Source organism: Streptomyces sp. NPDC058955, assembly GCF_042741435.1.
GTDB lineage: Bacteria > Actinomycetota > Actinomycetes > Streptomycetales > Streptomycetaceae > Streptomyces.
Genome location: NZ_JBHYKM010000181.1, coordinates 1 through 8,503 on the forward strand (window position 1 = coordinate 1; position 8,503 = coordinate 8,503).

The 8,503-nt window shown below is 72.2% G+C and carries 7 protein-coding genes; 5 read left to right on the plus strand and 2 right to left on the minus strand.

All coding sequences use genetic code 11. The features are described from left to right. Positions 1-57: 57 nt before the first annotated feature. Complete coding sequence (locus ACFW1I_RS36545; protein ID WP_384678121.1) at positions 58-2,319, minus strand: transglycosylase domain-containing protein; 2,262 nt, start codon at positions 2,317-2,319, stop codon at positions 58-60. Between the two features lie 274 nt (positions 2,320-2,593). Between ACFW1I_RS36545 and ACFW1I_RS36550 the strand changes: the two genes are divergently transcribed. Genes ACFW1I_RS36550 through ACFW1I_RS36560 form a run of 3 tightly spaced genes read left to right on the plus strand, consistent with a single transcriptional unit; the run spans position 2,594 to position 6,146 of the window. Further along, positions 2,594-3,118 carry a PadR family transcriptional regulator gene (locus ACFW1I_RS36550; RefSeq protein ID WP_384678123.1) on the plus strand — a complete coding sequence of 175 codons (525 nt, stop codon included), beginning with the start codon at positions 2,594-2,596 and terminating at the stop codon, positions 3,116-3,118. Beyond that, positions 3,115-3,798 carry an ABC transporter ATP-binding protein gene (locus tag ACFW1I_RS36555; RefSeq protein WP_384678125.1) on the plus strand — a complete coding sequence of 228 codons (684 nt, stop codon included), beginning with the start codon at positions 3,115-3,117 and terminating at the stop codon, positions 3,796-3,798. The genes ACFW1I_RS36550 and ACFW1I_RS36555 overlap by 4 nt, the downstream gene beginning before the upstream one ends. Beyond that, positions 3,786-6,146, plus strand: a complete 2,361-nt coding sequence (locus ACFW1I_RS36560) for an FtsX-like permease family protein (RefSeq protein ID WP_384678127.1) — start codon at positions 3,786-3,788, stop codon at positions 6,144-6,146. Before ACFW1I_RS36555 ends, ACFW1I_RS36560 begins: the two co-directional genes overlap by 13 nt. Positions 6,147-6,180: 34 nt before the next feature. Here the strand turns inward: ACFW1I_RS36560 and ACFW1I_RS36565 are convergent, their stop codons facing one another. After that, complete coding sequence (locus ACFW1I_RS36565) at positions 6,181-7,155, minus strand: LysR substrate-binding domain-containing protein (RefSeq protein ID WP_384678129.1); 975 nt, start codon at positions 7,153-7,155, stop codon at positions 6,181-6,183. Positions 7,156-7,288: 133 nt separating this feature from the next. Between ACFW1I_RS36565 and ACFW1I_RS36570 the strand changes: the two genes are divergently transcribed. After that, the gene (locus ACFW1I_RS36570) at positions 7,289-7,843 is read left to right on the plus strand and encodes a peroxiredoxin (protein ID WP_031011300.1); all 555 of its coding nucleotides are present in this window, start codon (positions 7,289-7,291) and stop codon (positions 7,841-7,843) included. A gap of 2 nt (positions 7,844-7,845) precedes the next feature. After that, positions 7,846-8,379 (plus strand): alkyl hydroperoxide reductase, encoded by a 534-nt coding sequence (locus ACFW1I_RS36575; protein ID WP_362184639.1) that lies wholly within the window; start codon positions 7,846-7,848, stop codon positions 8,377-8,379. Positions 8,380-8,503: the final 124 nt, after the last annotated feature.

Sequence of the window (8,503 nt, forward strand, 5' to 3'; positions counted from 1 at the left end):
TCCCCCCTCCGCCCCCCCCCCCGCGGGGGGGCCCGGCCTTCGGCGTACCGCTGCACGTCAGCGGGGCTGCTGGGTGGCGAGGCCGGGCGTGGTGCCGCTCTCGTCGCCGCCGCCTCCCCCGCCGGGGTTCCCGGTGTCGGGGGGCTGGACCGTCGCCGTGCTGGTGGGTTCCCGGGTGGGTTCCTGGGTCGGCGGCGGGGTGGTGGTGGGGTTCCGGGTGGGCGTCGGCGGGGGCGTGGCCGTCGTGGTGGTCGGGGCCGGGGGCGTGGTGGCGGTGGTGGCCGGCGCGGTCGTCGGCTCCTCCGTCGGCTCCTCGGTGGGCTCCTCGGTCTCGGTCGGGCCGGTCGTCCAGGTCGGCTGGCCGTAGCCGCCGGTGTTCTCCTCGGTCTCCAGGTCGAAGCTCGCGTCCGAGCCGCCGTTCAGGGCGCGCTCGGTGTAGTCGCCCCAGATCAGGGCGGGGGTCTTGCCGCCGTTGGCGCGGCCCGGGTTGATGGCGTCGGTGAGGGTGACCTGTTCGGCGATCTTGCCGGAGGTGTCCTCGCCGAACAGGGCGACGGCGGTGACCAGTTCGGGGGTGTAGCCGACGAACCAGGCGGAGCGGTTGTTCTCGGAGGTGCCGGTCTTGCCGGCGGCCTCGTAGTCGCCGGCGGCGCGGAAGCCGGAGCCGTTGGCGACGACGCCGGTCATGGCCCGGGTGACGGTGTCGGCGGCCCGGCGGCTGATGACCTGCTCGCCGGTCTGCTTGACCATGTCGACCTGGCGGTCGCTGTGCCGGGCGCTCTTCACGAGCGCCGGGTTGACCTTCTTGCCGTGGTTGTCGAGGGTCGCGTAGGCGCCGGCCATGTCGAGGGTGGAGGCGCCCATGGTGCCGAGCGACATGGCGGGGGTGGCGCCGAAGTCCTGGCCGTCCTTCATGCCGAGGGCGAGGGCGGTCTTCTTGGTCTTCTCGGGGCCGACGTCGACGATCATCTGGGCGTAGACCGAGTTGATGGACTTGTCGGTGGCGCGCTGGACGGTGACGGGGCCGTACGAGTAGTCGTCCTCGTTCTCCGGGGCGAAGGGGATCTCGCTGCCGACGACCGGGCGCTTGCTGGTGCCGTCGTAGACGGTGTGCAGTCCTATCTCGCGCCCGTCCTGGGTCTCGGACCCGTTGTCGAGGGCGGAGGCGAGGACGATCGGCTTGAAGGTGGAGGCGGGCTGGTAGTCGCGCCGGGTGGCGTTGGACATCCAGTGCTCGGTGGCGCCGATGCCGCCGTACATCGCGACGACCGCGCCGGTCTTCGGGTCGACGGAGGTGGCGCCGGCCTGCACGGTGGCGGCCTTCTTGTCGCCCTTGCGGTCGATCTTGTCCTCCAGCTGCTCGTCGACGGCGGCGACGAGGTCCTTCTGCTTCTGCCGGTCGATGTTGAGCGTGATGGTCCAGCCGCCGGCCTTGATGTCCTCCTCGCTGACGCCCTGGCGCATCAGCTCCTGGTTGGCGGCCTCGACGATGTAGCCGGTCTGGCCCTCCATCCCGGGGAGCGGCTTGGGCTCGCGCGGGACGGGGAACTTCAGGCCGGCGCGCTCGGCGGCGGGGAGCCAGCCCATCTCGACCATGTTGTCGAGGACGTAGTTCCAGCGGTCCTCGACGAGCTTGCGGCCGGTGGCGCTGGCCGAGGTCCAGTCGTACTGGTTGGGGGCCTGGAGCAGCGAGGCGAGGTAGGCGCCCTGGGCGGTGGTGAGCTTGGCGGCGTCGGTGCCGTAGTACGAGCGGGCGGCGGCCTGGATGCCGTAGGCGGAGCGGCCGTAGTAGCTGGTGTTGATGTAGCCGGCGAGGATCTCGCTCTTGGTCATCTCCTCGTCGACCTTGACGGCGATGACCATCTCCTTGAGCTTGCGGGTCGCCGTCTGGTCCTGGCTCAGGTAGTAGTTCTTGACGAACTGCTGGGTGATCGTCGAACCGCCCTGCTTGGCCTTGCCGGTGAGGGTGTTCCAGGCGGCGCGGGTGGTGCCCTTGATGTCGACGCCGTTGTCCTTGTAGAAGGTCTTGTTCTCGGCGGCGACGAAGGCGCGCTGGACGGGGAGCGGGATCTTGTCCAGGCCGACGATCTCGCGGTTGATCTCGCCGGTGCGGGCGAGGATCGTGCCGTCGGAGTACTTGTAGATGTTGCTCTGCATGGTCGCCTCGGCGTTGGCCGTGGGCACGGGGACCAGCAGGTAGACGGTGTAGAGGCCGCCGATGCCGACGAGGCCGAGCAGGAGGAAGGCGCCCAGGACCTTCTTCCAGGTGAAGAGGCGGCGTATGCCCCGTTTCTTCGCCTTCTTGTCCGGTCGGCCCATGTGTCGTGTCGCTCCGCTCGTCGTGTGTCCCGCCGCCCCTGGCCCGGCGAACCCGCCGGATCAGCTCAGCAAGCTAACACCGACAGTGCGGACATAGGGCAACCGATCACGCCTTTTCAGGACGTGAGAATCAGCACCCACCCCCAGGGGAACCGACGTCCGGGCGGACGTGATGGTTGCGTGAAGGACCGGTTCCGTTTTCGTGCGCTTCTCCTCGGCGTCTGCCCCGGCCAGCTATACACCTCGCGTATACACGCCGTGTACAGTGACCGCCATGTCCATCGGTCACACCCTTCTCGGACTCCTCGAAACGGGCCCGCGCCACGGCTACGACCTCAAGCGCGCCTTCGACGAGCGGTTCGGCCACGACCGGCCGCTCCACTACGGCCAGGTCTACTCGACGATGTCCCGCCTCCTGAAGAACGGCCTCGTCGTCGTCGAGGGCGTCGAACCCGGCGGCGGCCCCGAGCGCAAGCGGTACGCGATCACCGACGCCGGCATCACCGACGTCGCCCAGTGGCTCGCGACCCCCGAGAAGCCGGAGCCGTACCTCCAGTCCACGCTCTACACCAAGGTCGTCCTCGCCCTGATGACCGGCCGCGGGGCCGCCGAACTGCTCGACACCCAGCGCGCCGAGCACCTGCGCCTGATGCGCGAGCTCACCCGGCGCAAGAAGGACGGCGACCTCGCCGACCAGCTCATCTGCGACCACGCCCTCTTCCACCTGGAGGCCGACCTGCGCTGGCTGGAACTGACCGCCGCCCGCCTCGACCGGCTCGCCGAGGAGGTCCGCCGATGACAAGTGCACCGCTGCTTCGCGCTGCCGGCCTCGCCAAGGCGTACGGCCCCACCCCGGCGCTGGCCGGCGCGGACTTCGCCCTGCGCGCCGGCGAGGTCGTCGCCGTCATGGGCCCCTCCGGCTCCGGCAAGTCCACCCTGCTGCACTGCCTCGCCGGCATCGTCCGCCCCGACGCGGGCACCATCGCCTACGACGGGCGCGACCTCACCGCCCTCTCCGACACCGCCCGCAGCGCCCTGCGCCGCACCGACTTCGGCTTCGTCTTCCAGTTCGGCCAGCTCGTCCCCGAGCTGACCTGCGCGGAGAACGTGGCCCTGCCGCTCCGGCTGAACGGCGAGAGGCGGAAGGCCGCCGAGGCCCGGGCCGTCGAATGGCTCGCCCGCCTGGAGGTCGACGACACCGCGGGCAAGCGCCCCGGCGAGATATCCGGCGGCCAGGGCCAGCGGGTCGCCGTGGCCCGCGCCCTCGTCACCTCCCCGCGGGTGATCTTCGCCGACGAGCCGACCGGCGCCCTCGACTCCCTCAACGGCGAGCGGGTGATGCGGCTGCTCACCGACGCCTCCCGGGACACCGGCGCCGCCGTCGTCCTGGTCACCCACGAGGCCCGCGTCGCCGCCTGGTCCGACCGCGAGGTCGTGGTCCGCGACGGCTCCGTCCGCGACACCGAGTGGGCAGCGTGAGCCCGGGCGGCTGGGGTCGCGACCTGGCCCTCGGGGCCCGCTTCGCCGTCACCGGCGGCCGCTCCGGACTGCTCCGCACGCTGTTCACCGCCGCCGGCGTCGGCTTCGGCGTGGCCCTGCTGCTGCTCGCCTCCTCGCTGCCGAACATGCTCTTCCAGCGGGAGGTCCGGGAGGCGGCCCGCGCCGCCGACGCCTCCCACGAGGTCGCCGATCCCCGCCCCGACACCTTCCTCCACTACACGCAGCACACCTCCTTCCGGGGCGAGGGCCTCACCGGCCTGCTGCTCAGGCCGGAGGGCCCGAAGGCCCCCGCGCCGCCCGGGACGACGGGGGTGCCCGCCGAGGGCGAGATGCTGGTCTCCCCCGCCCTCGCCGAACTCCTCGCCTCCCCCGACGGCGCCCTGCTCAGGGAACGGATCCCCTACCGGGCGGTCGGGACGATCGGACCGGCCGGGCTGATCGGCCCGAACGAACTCCGGTACGTGGCCCACGCCGGCTTCCTCACCACCGACAACTACGACGGGCGCGCCGAGCGCTACGGCTGGTCGGTGCCCGAGGAGCCGATGAACGCCTTCCTGCTCCTCCTCGTCGTCATCGCGTACGTGGTGCTGCTGCTGCCCGTCCTGGTCTTCATCGCGACCGCCGCCCGCTTCGGCGGCGAGCAGCGCGACCGCCGGCTCGCGGCGCTCCGGCTCGTCGGCGCGGACAACGCCACCACCCGGCGGATCGCGGCCGGCGAGTCGCTGGCCGGCGCGCTGCTCGGCCTGGCCTTCGGCGCCGGACTCTTCCTGGTCGCCCGGCAGTTCGCCGGGACGGTCGAGATCTGGGACGTCAACGCCTTCCCGGCGGACGTCGTCCCGCACACCCTGCTGGCGCTCCTCGTGCTCGCCGTGGTGCCGGTCGCCTCCGTCGTGGTCACCCTCCTCGCCCTGCGCGGAGTGGCGATCGAACCGCTCGGCGTGGTGCGGACCTCCACCCCGCGCCGCCGCCGGCTGTGGTGGCGGCTGCTGATCCTCGCCGCCGGGGCCGCGCTGCTCGCGCCGACGATCGGCGGGATCCGGATCACGGACACCGGCATCGACACCGCCACCATCGGCGGCGGCACCGTCCTCGTGCTGATCGGCCTGACCGGGCTGCTGCCGTGGCTGGTCGAGTCGTCGGTGAAGCGGCTGCGCGGCGGCCCGGTCTCCTGGCAGCTCGCCGTGCGCCGGCTCCAGCTGTCCAGCGGCACCGCCGCCCGCGCGGTCAGCGGGATCGTGGTCGCGGCCGCCGGGGCGATCGCGCTCCAGATGCTCTTCCAGGCGATGGAGCGGGACCTCACCTCGTCCACCGGCCACGACACCACCCGGGCCCACCTCCAGGCGAGCCTGGACGTCCGGGACGGCGGCGAGGCCCGGCGGGCGATCGACCGGCTCACCGCGGTCGACGGCGTCACCGGGGCGATCGGCACGATCGAGTCGCACGTCTTCCGGCCCGGCCCGCTGAAGCCGGGCGAGGACTTCGCGCCGCTCACCCCGATCGCCGTCGGCGACTGCGCCTCGCTCCGCGAGTTCGCCGTGCTGACGTCCTGCGCGGACGGCGACGTCTTCGTGGTGAAGCCGAGGCCCGGCGCCACCGACGCTCCCGACGCCGAGTGGATCGGGAAGGCCGCCCGCCCCGGCGCGCGGGTCGCGCTCCGCGACCCCGAGCGGCACCGGGGCACGATGCCGCTGTGGCGGGTCCCCGGCGGCGCCCGTACCGTGACGGCCCGCCCCGACCCGGCCGGGATGAACCACTACGGGCTGCTCGCCACCCCGAAGGCGATCGACGCGTCCCGTCTGGAGTACCCGCGGGCGGAGGTGATGGTCCGGCTCGACCCGGCCCGCCCGGACGCCCCCGAACTGGTCCGGAACGTGTCCCTGGCGCTCGACCCGACCGCGAACGTCCGCGGGCTGAGCGACACCGAGCAGAGCGCCCGCTTCCTCAGCGTCCGCACCGGCATACTCGTCGGCTCGACCCTGACGATGCTGCTGGTGGCGGCCTCGCTGCTGGTCACGACCCTGGAGCAGCTGCGGGACCGCAAGCGGCTGCTCTCCTCGCTGGTCGCCTTCGGCACCCGCCGCACCACGCTGTGCTGGTCGGTGCTGTGGCAGACGGCGGTGCCGATCGCCGTCGGCCTGGCCCTCGCGGTGGCGGGCGGTCTGGGCCTCGGCTCGGTGCTGCTCGCGATGACGGAGCAGCGGGTCCACGACTGGTCGGTCTTCCTGCCGGTCGTCGGCATCGGCGCCGGACTCATCGCGGCGGTGACGCTGCTGAGCCTGCCGCTGCTGTGGCGGCTGATGCGCGCGGACGGGCTGCGCACGGAGTAACCCGTCGGGCGGATGTACGGGACGGGGCGCGGGTTCAGGCGTCCGCGCCGAGCACCCGTACGGGAAGCGCCGCCAGCTCCTCGCGCAGCGCCTCGGCCAGCTCCTCGAACTCGGACTGGCGGGCCGCGCCGGACCGCATCGCGAGGGCGACCCGCCGGGTGGGGGCCGGGGCGGTGAAGGAGCCGGTGCGCAGGGCGGGGTCGCGGGCGGTCTCGACGGTGACGGCGGTGCGCGGCAGCAGGGTCACGCCCAGCCCGCCGGCGACCAGCTGGACCAGGGTCGACAGGCCGGCCGCGGTGGTGGTGACCTCGGCGCCGTCCTCGCGCCCGGCCTCGCGGCACACGTCGAGGGCCTGGTCGCGCAGGCAGTGCCCCTCGTCGAGCAGCAGCAGCCGCAGCTCCCGCAGCGCCTCCCGGGGGATGTCGTCCCGTCCCGCCAGCGGGTGTCCCTGCGCGGTGACGAGCACGAAGTCCTCGTCGAAGAGCGGGAGCTCGGTGACGCCGGGGACGCCGAGCGGCACGGCGAGGAGCAGCAGGTCGAGACGGCCGGCGGCGAGGCCCTCCAGGAGCGAGGAGGTCTGCTCCTCGTGGACCTGGAGGTCGAGCTCGGGGTAGCGGCGGTGGGTCAGCCGCAGCACGGCCGGCAGCAGGTAGGGCGCGACGGTCGGGATGACGCCGAGGCGGAGCACCCCGGTGAAGGGGGCGCGGGCGCCCTCGGCCTCCTCCATCAGCTCGGCGACGGCGTCGAGGACGGCCCGGGCGCGGACCGCGAGCCGCTCGCCGGCGGGCGAGAGCAGCACCTTGCGGGTGGTCCGCTCCAGGAGCTGGACACCGAGTGCCTCTTCGAGTGCCGAAACCGCGCCCGAGAGCGCGGGCTGGCTCATGCCGATGGCGGCGGCCGCGTCCCGGAAGTGCAGATGCTCGGCGACCGCCGCGAAGGCTCTGAGCTGGGAGAGGCTGGGCTGCTTGGCGCGCTGGGGGCCGTGCTGGGCCGCGTACGGGGATGCCACTGATAACCACCTTCGATCAACACGACCCACTCTAGCTATTTCCCTGATCAATGCACTGCGTGCCATGCTGTGATCCGTCCAACCCCTCATGGAAGCCCCCAAAAGGGACCCTTCCGTTCTGCAAGGAGAGCGCGTGCTCACTGTCGGTGACCAGTTCCCCACCTACGACCTGACCGCCTGCGTGTCGCTGGAGAGCGGCAAGGAGTTCGCGCAGATCGACCACAAGTCCTACGAGGGCAAGTGGCGCGTGGTGTTCTTCTGGCCGAAGGACTTCACCTTCGTCTGCCCGACCGAGATCGCCGCGTTCGGCAAGCTGAACGACGAGTTCGCCGACCGTGACGCCCAGATCCTCGGCGTCTCCGGCGACTCCGAGTTCGTCCACCACGCCTGGCGCAAGGACCACGCCGACCTGCGTGACCTGCCCTTCCCGATGCTCGCCGACTCGAAGCACGAGCTCATGCGCGACTGCGGCGTCGAGGGCGAGGACGGCTTCGCCCAGCGCGCCGTCTTCATCGTGGACCCGAACAACGAGATCCAGTTCACCATGGTGACCGCCGGCTCCGTGGGCCGTAACCCCAAGGAGGTCCTGCGGGTCCTCGACGCCCTGCAGACCGACGAGCTCTGCCCCTGCAACTGGAACAAGGGCGAGGACACCCTCGACGCCGGCAAGCTCCTGGCCGGTGAGTGAGCATGGCCCTCGATGAGCTGAAGGCCGCCGTCCCGGACTTCGCCAAGGACCTGAAGCTGAACCTCGGCTCGGTCATCGGCAACAGCGAGCTTCCGCAGCAGCAGCTGTGGGGCACCGTCCTCGCCTGCGCGATCGCCTCGCGCTCGCCGAAGGTGCTGAAGGAGCTGGAGCCCGAGGCGCAGTCGAACCTGAAGCCCGAGGCGTACCAGGCCGCCAAATCCGCCGCCGCCATCATGGCGATGAACAACGTCTTCTACCGGACCCGGCACCTGCTGTCGGACCCCGAGTACGGGACGATGCGGGCCGGTCTGCGGATGAACGTCATCGGCAACCCGGGCGTCGAGAAGGTCGACTTCGAGCTCTGGTCGCTGGCCGTCTCCGCGATCAACGGCTGCGGCCAGTGCCTGGACTCGCACGAGCAGGTCCTGCGCAAGGCCGGCGTCGACCGCGAGACGATCCAGGAGGCGTTCAAGATCGCCGCGGTGATCCAGGCGGTCGCCGTCACCCTGGACGCGGAGGCCGTCCTCGCCGAGTAGGACTCCGTACGCATACGCGGAAGGGGGCCGCGGCGCCGCCCCGCCCCCGCCCACCGCGCGCCCCCGCGCAACTCGATCGTGTCCGGGGGAAAAACACCCCCACCCCCCCGAACACACTCTCTCT